General features: G+C 47.6%; 21 protein-coding genes and 1 riboswitch. Of the genes, 13 read left to right on the top strand and 8 right to left on the bottom strand.

Features of this window, described 5'->3' with window-relative positions; all coding sequences use genetic code 11:
* Positions 1-112 precede the first annotated feature (112 nt).
* Both luxO and EQP46_RS04540 read left to right on the top strand, forming a co-directional pair.
* A complete protein-coding gene (gene luxO, locus EQP46_RS04545; protein WP_129492504.1) occupies positions 113-1,570 on the top strand; it encodes a quorum-sensing sigma-54 dependent transcriptional regulator LuxO in 1,458 nt (485 codons plus the stop codon).
* A gap of 2 nt (positions 1,571-1,572) precedes the next feature.
* Entirely contained in the window at positions 1,573-1,923 is a 351-nt protein-coding gene (locus EQP46_RS04540; RefSeq protein ID WP_017010084.1) for an Hpt domain-containing protein, read from the top strand.
* On the opposite strand, the gene yvcK is transcribed toward EQP46_RS04540, so the two are convergent.
* Positions 1,916-2,806, bottom strand: coding sequence for a uridine diphosphate-N-acetylglucosamine-binding protein YvcK (gene yvcK / locus EQP46_RS04535; protein WP_129492503.1), 891 nt, complete (start codon positions 2,804-2,806; stop codon positions 1,916-1,918). The two genes, EQP46_RS04540 and yvcK, sit on opposite strands and share 8 nt — an antisense overlap.
* 183 nt (positions 2,807-2,989) lie before the next feature.
* Positions 2,990-3,556 carry an LON peptidase substrate-binding domain-containing protein gene (locus EQP46_RS04530; protein ID WP_167482749.1) on the bottom strand — a complete coding sequence of 189 codons (567 nt, stop codon included), beginning with the start codon at positions 3,554-3,556 and terminating at the stop codon, positions 2,990-2,992.
* A gap of 511 nt (positions 3,557-4,067) precedes the next feature.
* A riboswitch (molybdenum cofactor riboswitch) is annotated at positions 4,068-4,203 on the top strand.
* Between EQP46_RS04530 and moaA the strand changes: the two genes are divergently transcribed.
* The 5 genes from moaA to moaE all read left to right on the top strand — a co-directional run bounded on the left by moaA (position 4,192) and on the right by moaE (position 6,897).
* A complete protein-coding gene (moaA, locus tag EQP46_RS04525; RefSeq protein WP_129492502.1) occupies positions 4,192-5,178 on the top strand; it encodes a GTP 3',8-cyclase MoaA in 987 nt (328 codons plus the stop codon). Its footprint overlaps the riboswitch before it by 12 nt.
* 38 nt (positions 5,179-5,216) lie before the next feature.
* Positions 5,217-5,729 (top strand): molybdenum cofactor biosynthesis protein B, encoded by a 513-nt coding sequence (gene moaB, locus EQP46_RS04520; RefSeq protein WP_129492501.1) that lies wholly within the window; start codon positions 5,217-5,219, stop codon positions 5,727-5,729.
* 3 nt (positions 5,730-5,732) lie between these two features.
* Entirely contained in the window at positions 5,733-6,212 is a 480-nt protein-coding gene (gene moaC / locus EQP46_RS04515) for a cyclic pyranopterin monophosphate synthase MoaC (protein WP_129492500.1), read from the top strand.
* Complete coding sequence (moaD, locus tag EQP46_RS04510; RefSeq protein WP_129492499.1) at positions 6,209-6,454, top strand: molybdopterin synthase sulfur carrier subunit; 246 nt, start codon at positions 6,209-6,211, stop codon at positions 6,452-6,454. The genes moaC and moaD overlap by 4 nt, the downstream gene beginning before the upstream one ends.
* A gap of 2 nt (positions 6,455-6,456) precedes the next feature.
* Positions 6,457-6,897, top strand: coding sequence for a molybdopterin synthase catalytic subunit MoaE (gene moaE / locus EQP46_RS04505; protein WP_129492498.1), 441 nt, complete (start codon positions 6,457-6,459; stop codon positions 6,895-6,897).
* Positions 6,898-7,039: 142 nt separating this feature from the next.
* Here moaE and EQP46_RS04500 read toward each other — a convergent pair whose 3' ends face one another.
* On the bottom strand, positions 7,040-9,559 hold the full coding sequence (locus EQP46_RS04500; RefSeq protein WP_129492497.1) for a glycosyl hydrolase family 18 protein: 2,520 nt from the start codon (positions 9,557-9,559) through the stop codon (positions 7,040-7,042).
* 841 nt (positions 9,560-10,400) lie between these two features.
* Here EQP46_RS04500 and EQP46_RS24190 point away from each other — a divergent pair.
* The 6 genes from EQP46_RS24190 (at position 10,401) to oppF (ending at position 16,714) form a co-directional block, all read left to right on the top strand.
* Complete coding sequence (locus tag EQP46_RS24190; RefSeq protein ID WP_167482748.1) at positions 10,401-10,559, top strand: hypothetical protein; 159 nt, start codon at positions 10,401-10,403, stop codon at positions 10,557-10,559.
* Positions 10,560-11,154: 595 nt separating this feature from the next.
* Complete coding sequence (locus EQP46_RS04495; RefSeq protein ID WP_129492496.1) at positions 11,155-12,825, top strand: ABC transporter substrate-binding protein; 1,671 nt, start codon at positions 11,155-11,157, stop codon at positions 12,823-12,825.
* 72 nt (positions 12,826-12,897) lie between these two features.
* On the top strand, positions 12,898-13,818 hold the full coding sequence (gene oppB / locus EQP46_RS04490; protein WP_129492495.1) for an oligopeptide ABC transporter permease OppB: 921 nt from the start codon (positions 12,898-12,900) through the stop codon (positions 13,816-13,818).
* An 11-nt stretch (positions 13,819-13,829) separates the two neighbouring features.
* Positions 13,830-14,744, top strand: coding sequence for an oligopeptide ABC transporter permease OppC (gene oppC / locus EQP46_RS04485; RefSeq protein ID WP_129492494.1), 915 nt, complete (start codon positions 13,830-13,832; stop codon positions 14,742-14,744).
* Between the two features lie 9 nt (positions 14,745-14,753).
* Positions 14,754-15,719 carry an ABC transporter ATP-binding protein gene (oppD, locus tag EQP46_RS04480; protein WP_129492493.1) on the top strand — a complete coding sequence of 322 codons (966 nt, stop codon included), beginning with the start codon at positions 14,754-14,756 and terminating at the stop codon, positions 15,717-15,719.
* Positions 15,719-16,714 (top strand): murein tripeptide/oligopeptide ABC transporter ATP binding protein OppF, encoded by a 996-nt coding sequence (oppF, locus tag EQP46_RS04475; protein ID WP_129492492.1) that lies wholly within the window; start codon positions 15,719-15,721, stop codon positions 16,712-16,714. Before oppD ends, oppF begins: the two co-directional genes overlap by 1 nt.
* A gap of 94 nt (positions 16,715-16,808) precedes the next feature.
* Here oppF and EQP46_RS04470 read toward each other — a convergent pair whose 3' ends face one another.
* The 5 genes from EQP46_RS04470 to rluE all read right to left on the bottom strand — a co-directional run bounded on the left by EQP46_RS04470 (position 16,809) and on the right by rluE (position 22,227).
* Positions 16,809-17,942: a ribosomal protein uL16 3-hydroxylase gene (locus EQP46_RS04470; protein WP_129492491.1), complete on the bottom strand. Its 1,134-nt coding sequence runs from the start codon at positions 17,940-17,942 to the stop codon at positions 16,809-16,811.
* 401 nt (positions 17,943-18,343) lie between these two features.
* Entirely contained in the window at positions 18,344-19,714 is a 1,371-nt protein-coding gene (gene purB, locus EQP46_RS04465) for an adenylosuccinate lyase (protein ID WP_129492490.1), read from the bottom strand.
* A gap of 21 nt (positions 19,715-19,735) precedes the next feature.
* Positions 19,736-20,356 (bottom strand): high frequency lysogenization protein HflD, encoded by a 621-nt coding sequence (hflD, locus tag EQP46_RS04460; RefSeq protein ID WP_129492489.1) that lies wholly within the window; start codon positions 20,354-20,356, stop codon positions 19,736-19,738.
* Positions 20,357-20,369: 13 nt separating this feature from the next.
* Positions 20,370-21,482: a tRNA 2-thiouridine(34) synthase MnmA gene (gene mnmA / locus EQP46_RS04455; RefSeq protein ID WP_129492488.1), complete on the bottom strand. Its 1,113-nt coding sequence runs from the start codon at positions 21,480-21,482 to the stop codon at positions 20,370-20,372.
* Positions 21,483-21,567: 85 nt separating this feature from the next.
* Positions 21,568-22,227: a 23S rRNA pseudouridine(2457) synthase RluE gene (gene rluE / locus EQP46_RS04450; RefSeq protein ID WP_129492487.1), complete on the bottom strand. Its 660-nt coding sequence runs from the start codon at positions 22,225-22,227 to the stop codon at positions 21,568-21,570.
* Positions 22,228-22,414: the final 187 nt, after the last annotated feature.

The raw sequence follows: 22,414 nt of genomic DNA, 5'->3' as shown, positions 1-22,414 counted from the left end.
AATTTGCAATGCAAAACGCACCCAAAACAAGGTCGCAAAAAAAAATCAGCGTTATACTTGGGCAGTATTTTGAATAGTAGAAACAGTTTTAGGGATCTAAGCCGAGGATCGAATGCAAGAATCTGGCGCTAAAAAGCGAATCTTGATGGTGGAAGATACCGCCTCTGTCGCTGCACTGTATAAGTCCTATCTAAATCCACTCGACGTTGATGTCGAGATAGCAAGCACAGGCCAACAAGCCATCGAGCATTTTGCTGCGGGGCATCAGTTCGCCCTGATATTGCTTGACCTTCGTCTGCCTGATATTTCTGGTTTTGAAGTGTTAGCGGAAATCCGTAAACACCAACCAGACATTCCTGTCGTGATCATGACCGCGCATGGTTCGATTGATGCTGCGGTGGAAGCGCTGCGCTATGGCGCAAGCGACTTTTTGATCAAGCCTTGTGAAGCCGATCTGCTGCGTGTCACGGTCAACAAAGCGCTTAAACCGAAGAGCATTGTCGACAGCAATAAACCGGAAGGTGCTTACTACGGCTTTATTGGCCGAAGTGTGCCAATGCAGGCTGTTTATCGCGTTATTGACTCTGCCGCACCGAGTAAAGCAACCGTCTTTATCACCGGTGAGAGCGGCACAGGCAAAGAAGTGTGTGCCGAAGCGGTTCATGCGGCGAGTGCGAGAGCGAAGCATCCGTTTGTTGCGATTAACTGTGCTGCCATTCCTAAAGATCTCATCGAGAGTGAGTTGTTTGGTCATGTGAAAGGGGCGTTTACGGGTGCAGCTGCAGAGCGTGAAGGTGCGGCTGAAATGGCCGATGGCGGTACCTTATTCCTCGATGAAATCTGCGAAATGGATTTGGATCTTCAATCCAAGTTATTGCGTTTTATTCAAACGGGTACGTTCCAGAAGGTAGGTTCATCCAAGGTTAAACAAGTTGATGTGCGCTTTATTTGCGCGACGAATCGCGACCCTTGGAAAGAAGTGGTAGAAGGCAATTTCCGTGAAGATCTTTACTATCGCCTCCACGTCATTCCCCTTTCGTTGCCACCACTGCGTGAACGCGGCGCTGACGTTGTTGAGATTGCACAATCTTTGTTGGTCATGTTCGCCATGGAGGAAGGGAAGGATTTCCGCGAATTCAATGAGGAGGTGACACAACGCCTGCTGACTTATGATTGGCCGGGCAATGTGCGCCAACTTCAGAACGTGATTCGGAACATTGTTGTGCTTCACAATGCTCGAGAAGTCACAGAAGAAATGCTTCCTCCACCGCTTTCTAACGTTTCTGGTGTCAAAATTGCATCTCCTTTCGTGAGAAGTAACGCCGAATCGACGATTGCACCCGCTCACGACAACAATGTTGCGGTTAATTCGGCCCTGTTATTAAAGCAAGGGCCGGTGACCAAAGCCGACATTGAGCCACTTTGGCTTACTGAGAAACGTGCAATCCAGATTGCGATAGATGCCTGTGATGGCAACATTCCACAAGCCGCCGGCTTGTTGGAAGTGAGCCCATCAACCATTTACCGCAAACTGCAGAGTTGGCAAGAATCACAAGAAAAAAGGAACTAGGTATGGCGACGACAGTGAATCATGAAACATTACGGCGATTGGCTGTTGAAGTTGGCGAAGAAACGGTTTCAAGCCTGCTCGTTGTCTTTAGCGATGAGCTTAGCCGTTATTATGATCAACTCGCAGAAACGCCAAGTACGAACCAAGTTCGTGAAATCAGCCATGCGATTAAAAGCAGTGCTGCCAGCTTTGGCGCTGATGAATTGGCAGAGCTAGCCCGTGAATGTGAATCACGCGTGAAGCTTGGGCAGGAATCGTGGGTGCACGAGCAGCTTCCTCGACTAACGTCAATGCTTCAGGGCACGGCCTCTGAATACAAAGCGTTAGCCGATCAGGAAAACTTATTCAATTAATCATGATGTCTTTAATGGCCTGCGACAGTCTGTCGCGGTCATGACGCCACTGGTGGTTTGCAGACGCTAAATCTGCTTCCACCTGTTGGTAAATCTCGTCTAATGTTTCGTCGGTGTTAGGGCCGAGAACAATATCAATCTTTCTCCCACCCATTGAACGCTCGCACCAAGACAACATCGTCTCTAACGACATTTTCCCAGCAGGGCCTGCTTCTTTCCCTAAGTTTCTGACAAAGACAATTTTTGCCGCGGTGGTTTTGAGTGCACGATTGATCTCAGGCATAAGCAGAGGCGGCATGACGCTGGTAAGAAAGCTGCCTGGGCCCAATATGACAATGTCTGCTTCTTGTATGGCACAGACCGCTTCGCGCGTTGCTGGAACGACAGGTTCAAGCATCAAGCGGGCAGGCGGCTCTTCCAAGTCATCAACGTCTGTTTCACCCGATATCATCAAGCCTGCGTGTGTTTGCGCGGCGAGATCGGCAGGGTGCTCTGACATGGGAACAATCTGCGTTGAGACTTTGAGCATATCTCTAATCAGGTTGATCGCTTCAAGTGGGCGGATAGATAAGTTGTCTAATGCTGTCAGCATCAAATTGCCAAGATTATGGCCGTCCAGTTCACCATTTCCTCTGAAACGGTATTCGAAAATCATTGAGCCAATCGAAGGTTCGGTGATGAGCTGGTTGATGCAGTTGCGCGTGTCACCCCAAGCAATGCCACCTTGGCAGGCACGAATTCGGCCAGTAGAGCCGCCATTATCTGTGGTTGTTACGATACCTGTGACGTTATCGCCAAACTCGCTGAGTGCGGAAAGAATGCGACCAAGTCCATGTCCGCCGCCGATGGCGACGATTTTTTGTTGTTGGTTGTTATTGTTCATTGAGTGCCATTAACCGTAGAGCCTATTAAAAATAATAAGGTATAACTCGAAAAAACATGACAATCTTCTTTCTCTAGACTGTGTTTTTTGAACGGGTGGTCACGCGGAGAATAAAAAAAGACCAGCGAGAGGCTGATCTTTTCGGGGTTTTTGCAGTGAGATTAACCAGTTGGTTTAAGCAATTTAATGCGGGTCTTTCATAAGGCTCAACAGGTATTCACACGTATCGCTGCACGAGTTTGCCGCCATGAGCACTTGTTTTTCGCTGGCTGGAATGGGTAATAACTCTAACCAACGTTGGCACAACCAAGTGAGGTTCTCAAAGTGCGGGCGTTTATGTAGCGAACTCAGTTCAGGGTAACGATCGAACATGATTTGTAAGCGCTCTGCCAGTGGCGCAGCATCATTGCTCACTTCACGTTCTGGCCAAGTTGGTAGCGTCTGGCAGACGGCAACAACAACGCCTTCTTCATTTTCTTTAATACTGTCGATCACAAAACTTTCGTGTCCACCCACGGTAATGGTTAACACGCCATCTTCGCCTGAGGTATTAAAGTCTTCAACAGTGACACGCGTACCGATCCCTGCACCAATCGGGCTCGTTTCATCCATGCATACTCCAATATCCAATCCATGCTGCATTGCATATTTCACGGTATTGAGTTGCTCTCCCGGCACCACTCGCAGTGGAAGACGGCCAGAAGGGAGGATATGACGATTATTGAAAAGTATAGGTAGAGTAATGGTCATAGTGAGCTCCCAGTCAATTTTTGTCTGAGCGTGTGACTGCCGCGGCAATGGTCTTTGTGGTTGCCCCTACACGCTTCCTTCGTTATTCATTTTTCATTCGGAACTGCTTGTGTACCCATTACTGCAAATTCAATGCCTATTTTTTTGAACGCAAAAACGCTGGTTTAACAGACGACATTTGCATTTTGCATTTTGAAATTGCGATACCTTTGTCATTTGACACGCAAAGGCTAACTACCTTGTCTATCAATAATAGAGGGTTAAACCCGTGCGTGTATGAGTACAATCCGTTTTATTGTTTTAGTATGTCCTTCACGACAAAAAGAAACTGTCGCAATTCGATTGTGCTTTAAGGTTAATGGTCAGATCTGTATGTGTTTTGAGACGGTAACAAAATAGTTATTGTTCGATAATATAATGAGAAAAGCGTCACCAATTCTTGTTTGCTGACCCTAAGGTTTGCTAAATTGGTGGAGATTGCTGACGCCACTTTGTAATTATTTACGCTTCTCAGCGGTCGTAACTCCGAAGCCTCTGTCCCTAAGTTCACCTGAATATGGGTCTTTGGCCGTGACATAAGGTCACCAGGGCGGTCATAGAAATGTGCTCGTCTCCCGATATTGGAAAGGTGTTTCGTGACAGTACAATTTGAAGATTCCTACAGTCGTAAGTTTTATTACTTACGCTTGTCTATTACTGATGTTTGTAACTTCAGGTGCACCTATTGTTTGCCTGATGGTTATAAACCTGCGCAAAAAAATTCCGGCTTCCTGTCGATTGACGAACTGAAACGTGTTGTTTCGGCGTTCGCGCATTGTGGCACGTCAAAGGTTCGTATCACTGGTGGTGAGCCATCACTTCGCAAAGACTTCACTGACATCCTTTCGATGATTTCTTCTCAAGAAGGCATTGAAAAGGTCGCGATGACGACCAACGGATATCGACTCGCAAAAAATGCACAAGCGTGGCGTGATGCTGGGCTGACCAATATCAACGTCAGCGTCGATAGTCTGGATGCGCGCATGTTCCATCAAATCACGGGCGAGAATAAATTCCGTGAGGTGATGGCGGGTATTGATGCCGCATTTGATGCGGGTTTTGAACAAGTCAAAGTGAATGCGGTACTGCTGAAAGACCTGAACAGTGCAGAGCTTCCTGCCTTCCTTCATTGGATCAAAGACAAGCCTATCCAGCTGCGTTTTATCGAATTGATGCAAACGGGCGAGATGAATTCGCTTTTTGAAAAGCACCATCAGTCGGGTGTGTCTATCCGCAATCACCTCATCGCGAATGGCTGGCTAATGAAAGTCCGTGAGCGCAGTGATGGACCTGCGGAAGTATTCTGCCACCCAGATTATGTCGGCGAGATCGGCCTGATCATGCCGTACAAAAAAGATTTCTGTGATTCTTGTAACCGTCTCCGCGTGTCGGCGCTTGGCAAACTGCACATGTGTTTGTTTGGTGATTATGGCGTGCAATTGCGCGATTTGTTGCAAGAAGATAAGCAAGAAGCGGAATTGATCGCGCGCATTCAAGGTCAACTTGCTGATAAGAAACAAAGCCACTTTCTTGACCAGGGACATACAGGCATGACGCCGCACCTGGCATCCATCGGCGGTTAAAACCGTTAATAGACATTACTCGTTGAGGTTCACATTTTATGGGTCACGCTGTCACTGAATTTTCGCCAGCTAAAATTGCCGTATTAACCGTTTCAGATACGCGCACAGAAGAGAACGACACCTCAGGTCAGTTCTTGGTGGATGCACTAAAAGAAGCCGGGCACACGCTGGCAGACAAAAAAATTGTCATTGACGATATCTATCAAATCCGTGCGATTGTGTCGCAGTGGATTGCTGATCAACATGTTCAAGCTATCTTGATCACGGGTGGTACTGGTTTTACGTCTCGCGACAGCACGCCTGAAGCCATCAAGCCGCTTTTCGACAAAGAAGTTGAAGGCTTTGGTGAATTGTTCCGTGCCATCTCATTCCAAGAAATCGGCACATCTACTATTCAGTCACGCGCGATTGCAGGCTTTGCTAACCACACAGTTATCTTCGGTATGCCAGGTTCTACGGGAGCGTGCCGCACGGGTTGGAACGGCATCATCAAGCAACAACTTGATGCGAGCCACCGCCCATGTAACTTCATGCCGCACCTAGGTCAGTAAGCCATGAGTCAGTTCACGCACATTAATGCCTCTGGCGAAGCCAACATGGTGGATGTCTCTGCCAAAGCTGAAACCGTCAGAGAAGCGCGCGCTGAAGCCTACATCGATATGGCACCAGAAACCCTAGCGTTGATTATTTCGGGTTCACACCACAAAGGCGATGTGTTCGCGACAGCGCGCATTGCGGGTATTCAAGCGGCAAAACGTACGTGGGATTTGATCCCGCTTTGTCATCCGCTGATGCTCACCAAAGTGGAAGTGCAGCTTGAAGCCTTGCCTGAAACCTCTCAGGTGCGTATTGAATCAGTGTGCAAGTTAAGCGGCAAAACCGGTGTTGAAATGGAAGCGCTGACGGCTGCATCTGTCGCGGCATTGACCATTTATGACATGTGTAAAGCGGTGCAAAAGGACATGGTGATTGGCCAAGTACGTCTGCTTGAGAAAACAGGCGGTAAATCGGGACACTTTAAGGTAGAACAATGATTCGAGTGCTTTTCTTTGCGCAAGTAAAAGAGCTGGTCGGCAAAGGCTCGCTGGAGCTTGAGGGAACGTTTTCTACGGCAGAAGAGATTCGTTCACATCTTGCTACTCAAGGTGACAAATGGTCACTCGCGCTAGAGTCGGGCAAATTGCTGGTGGCGATTAACCAGACGATTTCACCGCTAACCAGCACGGTTGCTGACGGTGACGAAGTGGCATTCTTCCCGCCTGTTACCGGAGGTTAATCATGATTTCAGTGCAGCACGACGATTTCTCTGTTGCGGAGGAATACCAATGGCTCAACGACAATGCCAGCGATGGTGCTGTTGTGACCTTCGTTGGTAAGGTGCGAGACATGAACTTGGGTGACAATGTAACAGGGTTGACCCTAGAGCATTACCCGGGCATGACTGAAAAGTCACTTGAAGAAATCTGCAACGATGCAAAAGCACGCTGGCCTGTGGGCAAAGTGCGCGTTATTCACCGTGTTGGTGCATTGAATCTGGGCGACCAGATTGTGTTTGTTGGCGTGAGCAGTGCTCACCGCAAAGCAGCGTTTGATGCGTGTGAGTTCATCATGGATTTTCTAAAAACCCGAGCGCCGTTCTGGAAGAAAGAAAAATTGGTTGATGACGAGCGTTGGATTGAAGCGCGCGACAGCGACGATGAAGCGGCGAACCGCTGGTGAGCCAACGAGGCTGAACTGAGGCGTGACGTGAATAAACAATAAAAAGGGATGCATTTGCATCCCTTTTGTTTTGTGGTTCTCTAGAGAACGTTACCTGAATAGACGATGCTCTCTAGGTAACAGTCTTGAGTGGTAAGTAACTTTACTGACAGTTAGCAGCACCTAACTCTTTCCAAACACCCCATTGACCGGTTGTGCCTGGCTCTTCGTTTTGCGTCCACCATTTCGCCGAGTATTCTTTGCCGTTGTGAGTCACAACATCACCAGAGTTATAGACAACACCTTCTTTCCAAGCATTTGCACACACAGGGTCAGTGGTATTTTTCGCAACGGTAACTGTGATGGAGGCACTGTCGTCCAGTTTGCCATCAGACACGCTCACTGCGAAGGTGAGGTTCTTCGTTGTTGCGTAGCTATCGGCAACAAAAGTAAGAGACGCACCGTTTACAGTCGCATTCACGCCTTCTGGAATGTACCAGCTATACGTTAGGGTGTCGTTTTCAGCATCGGTTGAAGCACTTGCATCAACAAGGACAACGTCGCCCGCTGTTACTACGCCAGGTGCTGAAACCACAGCAACAGGAGCAGTATTCACAGGATCGGTGCCACCTTGTTTCTTCGCCGTGACTGTCACAACGTCTGATGCTTTCGCTCCTTTGTTGTCTGTCACGGTGAGTGTGAATACAAACTGTGTATCAACAGTAACCGCTGGAATATCGGCGGAAGCGACAGCGTTATTCGCATTGGTCAACGACACACTTGGACCAGACGTTTGTGCCCAGCTGTATGAAACAACCTGACCGTCGGCATCAGAAGAATTACTTCCGTCTAGTGCGACTGCGCCAGCAGCCTCAACAACCGCATCTGCTCCCGCTTTTGCGACGGGTGCTTTGTTGGTTGGTGGAGGAACATCACCGGCAAGAGACTCTTGCATCGCGTTGAGGATATCGCCGTTATCTGCATCGATTTCCCATGCGAACAGACCAGCAAGACCTAACGAACGAACATAAGCGCCTTTCGCCATCACAGAACGCTTGTTGTCATAAGTGACTAGGTCACCGTTTGACGGATCCCATGCCCAAGGTGCTTCAGCGATTTCGTCATAACCGACAACAACGCCTGCCTTATTTTCATATTGGGTAACAACGTCTTTGTAGTCGATGACACCCGCTTCCCAAGAACCTGCAATCTTGCCATTGCCTACGCCTGTCATTGGGTTAGTCGGATCAGACATGCTTGCTTCTGTTACGCCTGTCCAGCCACGACCGTACATGGCGGCACCCACGACCAACTTGTTCGCAGGCACACCTTTTGCCATTAACAGATCGATACCGTTAGCTGTGGTGTACGCAGGTCCTTTACGTGGTTTCCCTTCGTCATCTAGGCCTTTACCCGCACATTCGTCCGCAGACATGTGGCTACCACAATTAAGCGCGGCTTGGTGCCCTACAACGTTATTCCATCCGCCATAGTAGTCATAGGTCATCGCGAAGATGTAATCCATATGAGGCACAGCGTCGGCGTAATTAACGTCTTCAATCTTGTCGTAGCCCACACCTACTGCCGATGTCAGTTCGTAAGTACGGCCTGTTTCAACAGAAAGTCCATCCAACATGGTACGCAGTTCAGCCATTAAGATTGCATAGGTATCGCCATCTTTGCTTGGATCGCCAAGGTTAGGGTTTGCGCCCTGACCGCCTGGGTATTCCCAATCAATGTCTACACCGTCATAGAATTTCCACGTTTGTAGGAATTTCTTCACCGAGGCAACAAATACATCGCGGTTCGCTTTTACGCCAAAATCATAGAAAGGGTCAGAAAGCGTCCAGCCGCCGATAGAAGGGAGAATTTTTAGATCAGGGTAGCGTTGTTTAAGCGCCATGATCTGACCATAAGTTCCTTTGTAAGAAGAGGAGTGGCTTTGGCCTGACTGTGGATGCGGCATTTGAACGGCTGCCCACGGGTCATGGATGACCACTTCATAGTCAGGCATGCCTGCACAAGCACGGTTAAGAGCTGCAAGAGGGCCGTCTTCTAAAGAAGGGTTGTTGCCACAAATAGGCACAAAGCCATAAATGATGTGTGTCAGGTTTTGCGCTGGAATTTTATCTACAGGGAATTTTCTGCCATAAACACCCCATTCCACAAAGTACGCACCGACAACCGTGTCAGCAGGCGTTACATAGCTTCCGTTGTTGGGATCAACGTTCATAGCGAGAGGGTCGAGGTGGCTACCGTCGGTATCCGCAACAACGATTTGTTTTGGTGCGCTTGGTGTACAGGCTTGTGCTGCGCCTGTACCACTACAGAGTTCGACAACCATGTCATATTTGCCGCCTTTCGCGACTTGCAGAACTGTCGATTCTTTTTGGCTGGCTGATGGCGTTACGCTGGCTTCATGTGCAACGACGCCGTTCAATAGTACGCGCCATGTGTCACCCGGCTCTCCAGACCAACGGTCCCAAGTAACAGGCACTTCTGCGAAAGGTTTAACAGTGACAAGATCTTTGTATGCAGAGGCAGCGTCGTTTACTTCGATGATGGAGAAGTTCGATTCCATCCAAGAAATCTGAGGAGCACCAGGTGCGGCGATTGCGGGCAGCGATAAGGCGCTCGCAATTGACGCAGAGGCTAACCCTCTTAGAAATACACGTTTGTTCATCCTTTTTATCCCTCAAAAATTTATATCGCGAAATATCTATTCATCGCGTAAATATGAGCCTTGTTGAATTGGCTCATCTCAGATACTTGTTCTGAATGGGAAAGATGGCAAAAAATCTCGTCGAGGATTTAGAGGCAATAGCGATAAAGGATTAACAATCTTGTTACATTGCGGTTATTTTTCGGACAGGAGGTCACAAAAAAACAGGACTTATTCATCGTGCGAAAATAAGTGGGTTTACATAGACAGAAGTTGTTAAGCGGGGCGTTGATAATTTCGGCATGTGTTTTCTTTGCGCATATTGACTGCGTTTAAGGCAAAAAAATAGCCTCTCAAAGAGAGGCTATCAGTTGATGTCTGGTTGTGTTTCAGCGGCTACCTAGTTGCTTTTCTTCTTTTACCTGCTTCTTGGGAGCAGTTGGAATAAAGCCGTGTCGGACGCGAGAGCACAGGGGTCTTGAGTTGGCACCAGCGGGTCTCATTTTATCGTTTCTCTTTCTCTGATCGTTAATATAGTTAGTTGTTTTTTTGCGAACAATGCACCTCTGTGCCGAAAAAGCGAGGCTTCATTACATCGGTACTGGCGCTATATTGCTCAAAAAATAAGACTTTAACAATTGAAACAGAGTCACTTTTGTGTTGATCGTGAATATATTCTAACCAGTAAAATTTTTATTCCGTTTAGTTATTAAAAACTTACGAATGCACGAAGAAGCCGCAATGTTGTGTTTGATCTCTCAATGTGTCAAATGTGGATCAAGCAAGATCCTAGGCTTTGCTACGCTTATTAAGCACTAGGAGTATTTGTGCCTGAGAGAACATCACAATCAGGAGGACCGTTATGGGACACAAACGCATTAGTAATAAGCGCATGAAACAAATGATGGAAGATATCTTGCCGGAAGAGATGAAGCATCAAAAAGATGATTCGCTTGTAGAAGGGAAGAGCCAAAGCAAATCAGACGACGGTGCTCTCGAGCTTAACGATCAGCAGAAATAGATTCGTCGTCACTTTCGAAAATAACATTCACAAAGAGCCAGTTGATAACTGGCTTTTCTTTTATATACACAGAATGAAATGTTACGAATTGTGTGTCTTTATTGTTAACGCTCACCGCTTTAATTAATTGAGTAAAAAATCAATACCCCTTCTTTAAGTGCGCGTTCTGCGTCAAAACCCTTCAATAACTATGCGTAAAAAATGATTTATTAGACAAATTTATTATCTTCCTGATATCGAGTTGTTAACGATTTTTGTTGTAAATAATTCACTTAATTGCAGTTTTTAATGCTTAATTAATGCTCGGATTAGGTTTTTTGTACGATTTTTCTCTTTGAATATGTGTTCGGTTGAAGTTTATGTTCACTAGTTGGAGCTGAATTGGAGTTATATGCTGATATTTCATCTCATGTTGGGTTTATGTGACTTTTATTGTTTATTATGTAGCAAATTAATTTGATGCTTGGTAATGTTTCAAACAATTCTCCGTACAGTGTGCGAATTAGGATCGGCCCATTTGCTTCATATTGGCCATTTTTATCACGCTGACAGAGAGTGTCATGGATGCAACTTAAGGATAGATTGGAGTATCTGCATGTATAAGAACAAAATCACTCAGGCGCTGCTGTTGGGCGCTGGTCTTTCTCTCGGTTTAGCTGGTTGTGATAATAAACCAGAAGAAACTCAAGCAACGCAGCCCGAAGCCCAGCCTCAAGCAACAGAAACAAAATTGGCGGAAGTGCAGGAACTCGTTCGTGGTAACGGCACTGAAGTCGCTTCACTTGATCCTCACAAAGTGGAAGGTGTGCCAGAGTCTCACGTTCTTCGTGACCTGATGGAAGGTCTTGTGATTCAAGATGATTTGGGTAATACCATTCCGGGTACCGCTGAATCTTGGTCAACAGAAGATAACCAAACCTTTACCTTTAAAATTCGCAAAGACGCGAAGTGGTCAAACGGTGATCCTGTCACTGCACAAGATTTCGAATACAGCTTTAAACGCGCAGCCGATCCGGCAACCGCGTCACCTTATGCTTGGTATATTGAATACACCAAGATGAAGAACGCGAAAGACGTGACTTCTGGTAAAAAGCCAGCGAGTGAACTGGGTGTGAAAGCGATTGATGACCACACACTGGTGCTTGAAACCGAGGTTCCATTACCATACTTCGTGAAGATGATGGCGCACACCACCATGTACCCAGTTCATCGCTCTACCGTTGAGAATTTCAAAGACTCCTGGACGAAGCCTGGTGTGTTTGTCGGTAACGGTGCTTATGTTTTGAAAGACTGGGTGGTGAACGAGAAAATCGTTCTCGAGCGTAACGAAAACTATTGGGATAACGCAGATACCGTTATCGACAAAGTCACTTTCCTGCCGATTGAAAACCAAAACGCGGAAATGAATCGCTTCCTTTCTGGTGAAATCGACATCACTTATGAGGTGCCAAACGAGCAATTCCGTCGTCTGGAAACTGAATATCCCGACAATATCGTCGTTTCGCCAAACCTGTGTACCTACTACTACGGCTTCAATACACAACGTGCGCCATTTGATGACGTTCGTGTACGTAAAGCTCTGTCTTACACCATTGACCGTGATGTTGTAACTAAAGCTATCCTTGGTCAGGGACAGAAACCTGCATATGCGTTGACGCACAGTGGGATTACTGGATTTAATCCTGAAACGCCTGAATATGCATCAATGTCTCAACAAGAACGAGATGCCAAAGCTAAGGAGTTGTTGGCTGAAGCAGGCTTCGATGCAGAAAATCCTCTTGATTTCACGCTGCTCTACAACACCAGTGAAAACCACAAAAAGATTGCTGTTGCAGCACAATCTATGTGGAAAAAATCGCTGGGTAACTTCGTTAGCGTAAACCTCGAAAACCAAGAGTGGAAAACTTACCTCGACAGCAGTAAGCAAGGCGACTTCGATGTACGCCGTGCGGGCTGGTGTGCGGATTACAACGAGGCCTCTACCTTCCTTGCCATTGCAATGACGGAAAATGGTTCGAACGATCAGAAATACTCGAGCGCTATCTTTGACAAAGCGATGAACGACGCGGTGAAAGTGGCGAAAACTGAAGAAGAACGTAACAAGTTCTATGCAATTGCCGAAGCGCAATTGGCGCAGGATATGCCAATTGCCCCTATCTACCAATATGTGCAACCACGCTTGGTGAGCACGGCAGTAGGTGGCTACCCAGATCAAAACCCTCAGGACAATATCTACTCGAAAGATATGTACATTATCGCAGAATAATAGAGGGCTGTTCTCCATGCGCCTGTAGCCCAACTGCGGGCGCATGTTTTTTTGAGCATAGTGAGATGCTTTATGTTTAGATTGATTTTTACTCGAACTCTGGAAGCAATACCGACCTTACTGGTATTGATCACCATATCGTTTTTCCTCATGCGTTTTGCACCCGGCAACCCATTCTCTTCAGAAAAAACACTGCCACCGGAAGTCATGCAAAACATCAACGCAAAATACGGTCTAGACAAGCCTTTGCATGAGCAATACACCACGTATTTAGGAAACATTCTTCAAGGTGATTTTGGGCCTTCCTTTAAATACAAAGATTACACCGTTAATGAACTTGTCGCGTCTGCACTGCCCGTGTCTGCCAAAGTGGGTTTCTATGCCTTTTTGTTAACTGTGGTGGCGGGTGTTGCGATCGGCACATTTGCAGCGCTTCGGCAAAACAGTTGGGTGGACTATGTGGTGATGTCGACCTCCATGCTCGGGGTGGTATTGCCTTCCTTTGTGTTGGCTCCCGTTCTTATCTACGTCTTCTCAATTGGATTAGGTTGGCTACCTGCTGGTGGGTGGAACGGCGGTGCAATTGAATACATCATCCTGCCCGTATTAGGCATGTCATTTCTTTATATCGCAACGTTTGCGCGTATTACACGCGGAAGCATGATTGAAACCTTGAACAGCAACTTTATCCGAACCGCGAAAGCGAAAGGGTTAAGCATGCCTTACATCATCATGAAGCATGCATTGCGACCAGCAATGTTACCGGTTGTTTCTTACATGGGGCCTGCGTTTGTCGGCATCATTACTGGCTCGGTGGTTATCGAAACCATCTTTGGTCTGCCAGGCATCGGTAAATTGTTTGTGAATGCCGCTTTCAACCGTGACTACTCGTTGGTAATGGGTATCACCATCCTGATTGGTGCACTGTTCATCATCTTCAACGCCATCGTAGACATCTTGTTAGCGTGGCTAGATCCGAAGATTCGTTATTGAGGTTTTGAAATATGCTATTGAACAAAGAACAAAATAACGAAGCTATCGATAACTTCTCTGCTCAGCTAGAAGTCGAGGGCCGAAGCCTTTGGCAGGATGCTCGCCTGCGCTTTATGCGAAATAAAGCGGCAATGACGAGCTTGTTTATTCTTGCGGTGATTACCCTTTGGGTGATTGTGGGCCCACTCTTTGCGACCTACGCCTTTGACGATACAGATTGGTATGCCATGCATGCTGCGCCGTCTTTGGGCGCTGAAGGGCACATTTTTGGTACCGATGCCCTTGGACGTGACATTTATGTGCGTACCCTTGTGGGCGGCCAGATATCACTGATGGTGGGTTTGATGGGGGCGTTGGTCGCTGTCATTATCGGCACGGTTTATGGGGCGACGTCGGGCTATATCGGCGGCCGAACTGACCGCGTGATGATGCGTATTCTGGAAATTCTGAACGCCATCCCCTTCATGTTCTTGGTGATTGTATTGGTGACCTTCTTTGGCCGAAATATCGTGCTGATATTTGTCGCTATTGGTGCCATTGCCTGGCTCGACATGGCGCGAATTGTACGGGGTCAAACGTTGAGCCTTCGCAACAAAGAGTTTATTGAGGCGGCACACGTCAGTGGTGTGAGCACGCGAAACATCATTCTCCGACATATCGTGCCAAACGTGCTGGGTATTGTTGCGGTTTACTCAACGCTGCTGATTCCAAGCATGATCTTGATTGAGTCTTTCTTAAGCTTCCTTGGCTTAGGCGTGCAAGAGCCGATGACAAGCTGGGGTGCATTGCTGCAAGAAGGATCGCAAACCATGGAGTTGGCCATTTGGCAGCTAATTTTCCCGACATTGTTCATGGTCACCACCTTGTTGTGCTTCAACTACGTGGGTGATGGTTTGCGTGATGCGCTGGATCCGAAGGATCGATAAGGAGGAAGTATGAGCCTATTAGATGTAAAAGATCTGCGCGTAGAATTTAAAACCCAAGATGGTTTTGTCACCGCAGTGAATGACTTGAACTTCTCCCTCGATCGCGGCGAAACGCTCGGTATCGTCGGCGAATCAGGTTCAGGTAAAAGCCAAACCGTGTTTTCCATCATGGGTCTATTGGCGAAAAATGGCATTGTAAAAGGCAGTGCTAAGTTCGAAGGCAATGAAATCCTGAACTTGCCAGAGAAAGCCTTGAACAAAATCCGCGCCGAGCAGATCGCGATGATTTTCCAAGACCCAATGACGTCATTGAACCCTTATATGAAAGTCAGCGACCAGCTCACTGAAGTGTTAATGCTGCATAAGGGGATGGGAAAAACAGAAGCGTTTGAAGAATCTGTGCGCATGCTTGAGGCGGTGAAAATCCCAGAAGCGCGCAAACGTATTAGCATGTACCCGCACGAGTTCTCTGGTGGTATGCGCCAACGTGTCATGATTGCCATGGCATTGTTGTGTCGTCCAAAACTTCTGATTGCAGATGAGCCTACCACCGCATTGGATGTGACGGTGCAGGCGCAAATCATGGAGCTATTGAACGAGCTGAAATCGGAGTTCAATACCGCGATCATCATGATTACTCATGACTTGGGCGTGGTCGCTGGTTCGTGTGACAAAGTGTTGGTGATGTACGCAGGCCGAACGATGGAATACGGCAGCGTGAATGAAATCTTCTATCAGCCAAGTCACCCGTATACCGAAGGGCTGTTGAAAGCGATTCCGCGCTTGGACACGGAAGGAGAGGTGTTGCCGACCATTCCAGGAAATCCACCGAACTTATTGAAATTACCACCAGGCTGTCCGTATCAAGACCGCTGTCACCGTGTGAGTGATCACTGTAAGCAAGAATCTCCGATTCTGACGCCGTTTGGCGAGGGTCGTCTTCGTGCGTGTTTTTCTGATCAGGAGGCGTGGTAATGGGCGTGATGGATAAAAAACTTTTACTGGATATTGAAGATCTGAAAGTGCACTTCAATATTGCCTCTAAATCAATGTGGCCTTGGGCAAAACCTGCTGTATTGAAGGCCGTTGATGGCGTCAACATTCGTCTTTATGAAGGTGAAACGCTGGGGGTTGTGGGCGAGTCGGGTTGTGGTAAATCTACCTTTGCGCGCGCAGTCATTGGGCTTGTAGAAGCCACTGACGGGCAAGTGGTTTGGCTAGGCAAAGACTTAACCAAGCTGCATGGCAACGAAATGCGTGAGAAGCGCAAAGAAATCCAGATGATATTTCAGGATCCGTTGGCGTCGTTGAACCCGCGAATGACGGTAGGGGATATCATTGCTGAACCGTTGAAAACCTTCTACCCGACGTTGTCGAAAGACGAGGTAAAAGCGCAAGTTCAAACCATGATGACGCGCGTGGGTCTATTGCCCAATGTGATTAACCGCTACCCACATGAATTCTCTGGTGGTCAGTGTCAGCGAATTGGTATTGCGCGTGCTTTGATTTTAAAGCCAAAGCTGGTGATTTGTGATGAGCCCGTTTCGGCATTGGATGTGTCTATCCAGGCGCAGGTGGTGAACCTTCTGAAAGAACTGCAAAAAGAGATGGGCTTGAGCCTTATCTTTATCGCGCACGATTTGTCGGTGGTGAAGCATATTTCCGACCGCGTACTTGTCATGTACTTGGGGAATTCGGTTGAGCTTGCTGAGAGTAAAGCACTGTTTGATAACCCCCAACACCCTTACACCAAAGCATTGATGTCTGCGGTGCCGATTCCCGATCCAGACAAAGAACGAAACAAAGAGATCCAATTGCTAGAAGGTGAATTACCTTCACCGATGAACCCGCCGTCAGGGTGTGTTTTCCGCACACGTTGTCCGCAAGCGAATGAAGCGTGCGCACAAAGAAAACCTGCATTGGAAGGGACTGATCAGCATTCAGTATCATGTCTTCAAGTGACCTTGTAAGCGTCGTTTTTCATCGTAAGAAAACAGAAAAGCCTTCCAGATGGAAGGCTTTTTACTGAGCATACCGTTCGAGGTTGTCACTCAATAGAGTCTGTTAAGCCTGCGGATACCAATAACCTTGGTTGCAAAGCTCAAGCAACAACGCCAGTAATGCAGGGTTGTTGGCGATCGGGCCCAAATCTTCACCAGTAAAGGCTTCTTGGTCACACAACACGCGCGCCGCAGCTTCACAACCTTCAGGCAGTTCGATCGATTCGCCGTTCAGGAAAATCACTGACAGGTCGTCTTCGTGGTAAAGCGCTTTTAGGCCAGAGACTTTCTCAAGCACCAAGCTCTCTTCCATGAATTGGAATAGCTCATCCGCTGCCCATGGTGGCTCTGCGGGCATGATGTCCAGCTCATGACGTGACTGGCTTAGTTGCTCGCCCATCCAGCGTGATTTCGCTTTCGGGTCGTTCAACAGCTTCATCAGCATGTTGTTCAACGCATCAAACTCAGCGGTTGGGATCATGCCGTGTTCTTCACGGGTTTGCAGGTTCGGATCGTAGTAGTGAATATCACCCAACTCATTGGTCAACACGTAGTCCGCAAAGCCGCTCAACAGCTCTAGTTTCTTCGGAGAACGGTAGCCAATGGAGTAGCTCATCGACACATCGATGGTGTTTCCTTCATGCGGGAAACCCGGCGGGATATACAGAATATCGCCCGGTTCTAGCACTTCATCGATGATCGGATCAAAGCCTTCAATTTGACGCAAACCTGTGTGGTGGTTAGCGTCTTTGTATTCGCCTTTATCACCCACGCGCCAACGACGTTTACCCATCCCTTGAATGATGAACACATCGTATTGGTCGATGTGCGGGCCTACGCCGCCATTGGGCATAGACAGGCAGATCATCACATCATCAAACAACCAGTTTGGGAGAACACGAAAGGGTTCTGCCAATTCGCGTAACCCTGGGTGCCAGTGGTTTGCCGCTTGGATGATCAGTTGAGAGTGAGTGTCTGGGAAGTCGTCGAAATTCTCGAATGGACCGTGTTTTGCTTGCCAGTTGCCATCGAGGTTCGTTACGAAGCGTGAATCGATTTCTTCTTCCATCGCCAGTCCCGCCAATTCATCTGGCGTGATCGGGTCATCAAACTCAACGAAACCGTTACGAATGATGGTTGGCTTTTTATGCCAATACGTCGAAAGGAAGCTATTTAGGTCGAAATTTAACTGATACATAAGGGAGTGCAGTTTTCTAAGAATGGGCTCAAGTATATACCCAAACAACCTGAAGATGCAGGATTCAGCGAGGTTTACTGACGTTATGATCTAGGCGTCCCTTTGCCGATGTAGTGATCTCCATCAAAAAGGGATAACACCGAGCATGGCGTCAGTAAACTCGCCCGAAGGGAGACCCTCAGTGCGTCCACTTCATCGTTAAATTTCTGTGAAATAGAATGACTATTCCTACAAGAATTTGCCTTGAACTGAACGCACTGATGGCCTCTGAAATCGAGCATCTTAAGGTTGATTGGGTATATACCCAAGCATGGTGAATATGCAGAGACGCGAGAGAAATAAAAAGCCCGGCAGAACCGGGCTTCAATCATTCTGCACGCTGTGGCAGAAAGAACAATCGCTTACAGCTGATCGGTCAGCTTGATCGCATCGCCGATGTAGTTGGCTGGGGTCATTTGCTTCAGACGCACTTTCTCGTCTTCGGGCAGATCCAGACCATCGATGAAAGCACGCATGCCTTCGCCATCAACACGCTTGCCGCGCGTTAGCTCTTTCAGTTTCTCGTAAGGCTTCTCAATGCCGTAACGACGCATCACGGTTTGTACTGGCTCTGCCAATACTTCCCAGTTTTTGTCGAGCTCAGCTTCAAGCGCGGCTTGGTTAACTTCCAGCTTGCTGATGCCTTTTAGGGTCGAGGTGTATGCAATGATTGCGTAACCCACGCCAACGCCAAGGTTACGAAGCACCGTTGAGTCAGTCAGGTCGCGCTGCCAGCGAGAGATTGGCAGTTTTTGCGCCAAGTGGCCAAATACTGCGTTCGCTAGGCCCAAGTTACCTTCAGAGTTTTCGAAGTCGATTGGGTTCACTTTGTGCGGCATGGTTGAAGAACCGATTTCGCCAGCAATGGTTTTTTGCTTGAAGTGGCCCAGTGCGATGTAACCCCACACATCACGATCGAAGTCGATCAAGATGGTGTTGAAACGCGCAATCGCATCGAACAACTCAGCAATGTAATCATGCGGTTCGATTTGCGTTGTGTAAGGGTTCCACGTTACGCCAAGCGATTCAGTGATGAATTCTTCGCTGAAACCGTGCCAATCCACTTCAGGGTAAGCAGATATATGCGCGTTGTAGTTACCTACAGCACCGTTGATTTTCGCTAGGATTTCAACGTTTTCGATTTGCTTGTACTGACGTTCCATGCGGTATGCTACGTTAGCCATCTCTTTACCCATGGTAGAAGGAGATGCTGGTTGACCGTGTGTACGAGACAGAAGAGGCACTTCACGATATTCAACCGCCAGTGCTTTTATCGCATCAATCACGTTGCGAATTTCTGGCAAAATCACGTCATCACGCGCTTCTTTAAGCATCAATGCGTGTGAGGTGTTGTTGATGTCTTCTGAAGTGCATGCAAAGTGGATGAACTCGTTAACAGCGTTCAACTCGGCATTGCCAGCGACTTTTTCTTTCAGGAAATACTCAACCGCTTTAACGTCGTGGTTGGTGGTGCGCTCGATGTCTTTGATGCGTTGTGCATCAGCTTCGCTGAACTCAGCAGCGATTTGGTCTAAAAGCGCGTTTGCTTCTGCGCTGAACGCAGGTACTTCCTTGATAGCATCTGTTGCTGCCAGTTTTTGCAACCAACGAACTTCTACGATTGTGCGGTACTTCAATAAGCCAAACTCACTGAAGATTGAACGCAACGCAATCGTTTTCGTTCCGTAACGGCCATCCACCGGTGAAACAGCTGTCAGTGCTGACAGTTCCATGGTCTCTCTCCTGAATTAAAATTACGAATTTCGGGCTAAGATGATTTTGGCCTGCTCGATCATTTGTTTGCGACCAAAGATAAGATGACGGCGTTTGCCGCCAACCTGACGCCAAAGCACGGCGCTTCGGATACCCGAAAGCAATAACGCGCGTACTTTATGTTGTACGCCTGTTATTTGAAGCTGTGCTGGTGTGCCCGTCACTTGGATCCTTGGGCCCAGCGGGCTAATAGTGTCCAAGTAAACGCTGGCAAGGTTGCTTACCATTTGTTCATCAAGCAGGTCAAAGTGCTGAATCTGGCGTTGGATTGTGTCTAAGCGATCACCAAGCTGTGCGAGGCTGTCGCGACGGCCTGATAGCTTACGTTCCAAAGCCAGAATATTGATCAGATAACGAGTGAGTTCACTGCCACCAGGGCTGTTGTCTAACTCGTTAATGAGGGTAGTCAAACCAAGATTGAGGTTTTCTTCTTTGCCGAAAACCTCAATCGTTGAAGCAGGGTTGGTGACGATAATACTGTTTAAGCTTGCGCTGAGCGTATCGCGATCACAGGTGCCTGTGCGAGCGACCTCTTGAACAAGTTTGACGGATTGACAGATACTCGCAAATGCGATGGTACGATCAAACAAAGTATTAGCCACTGACGATTGCTCCTTAAATACGCGCTTCGATGATGCCGCCGCCGAGACACACATCACCGGAATAAAATACGGCTGATTGACCAGGGGTAACCGCGACTTGCGGCTCATCAAAGATGACTTTGATCTGGTCTCCATCAATTGGCTCGATGGTACATGATATGTCAGTTTGGCGGTATCGCGTTTTTACGGTGCACTTCAATGGTTCGGTCATTGTTGCGCGATCAACCCAATGAAGTTGAGCGGCGATCAAACCTTTTGAGAATAGACGTGGGTGATCATGGCCTTGAGCAACAATCAACACATTGCGTTCTACATCTTTATCAACCACATACCAAGCAGCTTCTAGGCCGCCACCACCTTTTTGACCACCAATGTGTAGGCCTTTGCGCTGGCCCAATGTGTGGTACATCAAACCTTGGTGTTCACCAATGGCTTGACCTTTGGTGGTTTCAATCACACCTGGTTGTGCTGGCAGGTATTTCGACAGAAAATCAGTGAATTTACGCTCACCGATGAAGCAAATACCGGTCGAATCTTTCTTCTTCGCGGTGATCAGATCTTGTTCTTCTGCAATACGGCGAACTTCTGGTTTTTCCAACTCGCCAACAGGGAACAGGCTGCGTGCCACTTGCTCATGACTAAGCGTGTACAAGAAGTAGCTTTGGTCTTTGTTGTTATCTACGCCGCGCAGCATTTGCGCTTTTTCGCCTTCCTGAGTAGGGAAGGTACGACGTACATAGTGACCCATGGCAATGTAGTCAGCTTCAAGCACTTCATCAGCAAATTCTAAGAAGGCTTTAAACTTGATTTCTTTGTTACAAAGAATGTCTGGATTAGGCGTACGACCCGCTTTGTACTCTTTAAGGAAGTGTTCAAAGACGTTGTCCCAGTATTCAGCTGCAAAGTTAATGGTGTGCATCTCAATACCAAGCTTGTCGCAGACGGCCTGTGCATCGGCCAGATCTTCCGCTGCCGAACAGTACTCGTCGTTATCGTCTTCTTCCCAGTTTTTCATGAAAAGGCCTTCTACCTGATAGCCTTGTTGCTTCAGTAGATAAGCTGATACTGAGGAATCGACGCCGCCGGACATACCGACGATAACTTTTTTGCTGCTGTTATCTGACATGACGAAATTTCAAGCTCCAATTAAATCGGTGGCAGAGTTTACCAGAAACCTTTGCGCTGTTACAGATGAGAACTCAATCACATTTTCATTGTTTTTGAGGAAGGGAAACCTCTTTCCATTCACCCGGTTGCAGATCGTCAACCGTCCAATCCCCCATTCGGTGACGAATCAGGCGCAGCGTAGGGTGGCCAACGGCTGCCGTCATTCTTCGTACTTGGCGGTTACGGCCTTCTTCCAAGGTAATCGCTATCCAAGATGTTGGGATAGAAGGGCGGTGACGGATCGGCGGATTGCGATCCCAAATGTTGGGTTCTTGCATCAGCTCAATGCCCGCTGGCAATGTCCATCCATCATTGAGCTCAACACCTTCACGCAAACGGGTGAGAGATTCTTCCGTCGGAATGCCTTCAACTTGCACCCAGTAGGTCTTTGGCGATTTTGATTTAGGTTGTGTTAATCGCGCTTGAAGAATGCCATCGTTGGTCAGCACTAAAAGCCCTTCGCTGTCTTTATCGAGACGACCGGCGGCATAGACATCCTTCACAGGAATAAAGTCGGCTAACGTCGAATCTCCCGGTTCACCTGTGAACTGCGTCAAGGTGTTAAACGGCTTGTTGAAAAGGATGATTTTCGTCGGACCTTTCGGGCGCGCAGGTTTATTGGAACGCAAGCGTGAAGTGCGTCGAGAATTTGGCTTAGAAGCTGATGTTTTTGCGCTTCTTTTTGGGGTGGTTTTAAACGTCATTAAATACTGTCAATCAGGTCAGGTAACAAATGAGACCTCCGTATTATACATGGAATAATGTGATTGGCGTGTTGCATGATTTACAGTATTCTTTTGCCCGCATGTTATACCAAACAGAACAATTACCTGTTGCACCAATTTGGAACAAAAGGACGTTTCCGGTGTGCCAGAAAATTGCTCTGTTTGG

Origin of the sequence: Enterovibrio baiacu (assembly GCF_004120195.1) — a bacterium.
GTDB lineage: Bacteria > Pseudomonadota > Gammaproteobacteria > Enterobacterales > Vibrionaceae > Enterovibrio > Enterovibrio baiacui.
This window is presented reverse-complemented; position numbering and strand designations above follow the sequence as displayed.